Annotated in this window: 1 pseudogene; it reads right to left on the reverse strand. The window is 64.8% G+C overall.

From position 1 onward, the window contains the following. Positions 1-298: pseudogene (locus EOA49_RS32375) on the reverse strand (hydrolase); the annotation flags it as partial. Positions 299-466: the final 168 nt, after the last annotated feature.

Genomic DNA, 466 nt, shown 5'->3' on the forward strand with positions numbered 1-466 from the left:
CATGGACGACGTAGCGCGCCGCTACGCCGCACGACTTGTCGAGCGTCTCGAGCCAGCGGGTCTCGCCGACGCTGTCGTCGCTCGCCCAGCCGGCTTCGACATGGACGCTGGCGACGACATTGTGCCGGGCGGCGTCGCGCAGATAATCCTCGGGCAGATAGTTGCGGCGCAAGGCATCAAGCTCGCCGAGGCCGCCGCGTTCGCCGGCAGAGGCGGTCAGCCAGGGATGGCGGCCGAGGCTGAGATCCCAGAGATGGTGATGGGCGTCGATGATGGGTCCGGAGTAGGGATTTGGCACGCGGTTCCCTCAGGCCTTGGCCGGCAATCGGTTGAGCCATTGTTCGGCGACGGAAGGGTTAGCATCGGATGAGCGAGAACACACCGGCCCAATCGCTTGTCGTGCATGAAAATTTCATGCTCGACGATCGTATCCGTGGCGTGCCCCCCGGCACGTCCGGATTGGATT

Origin of the sequence: Mesorhizobium sp. M1A.F.Ca.IN.020.04.1.1 (assembly GCF_003997315.1) — a bacterium.
Classification (GTDB): Bacteria; Pseudomonadota; Alphaproteobacteria; order Rhizobiales; family Rhizobiaceae; genus Mesorhizobium.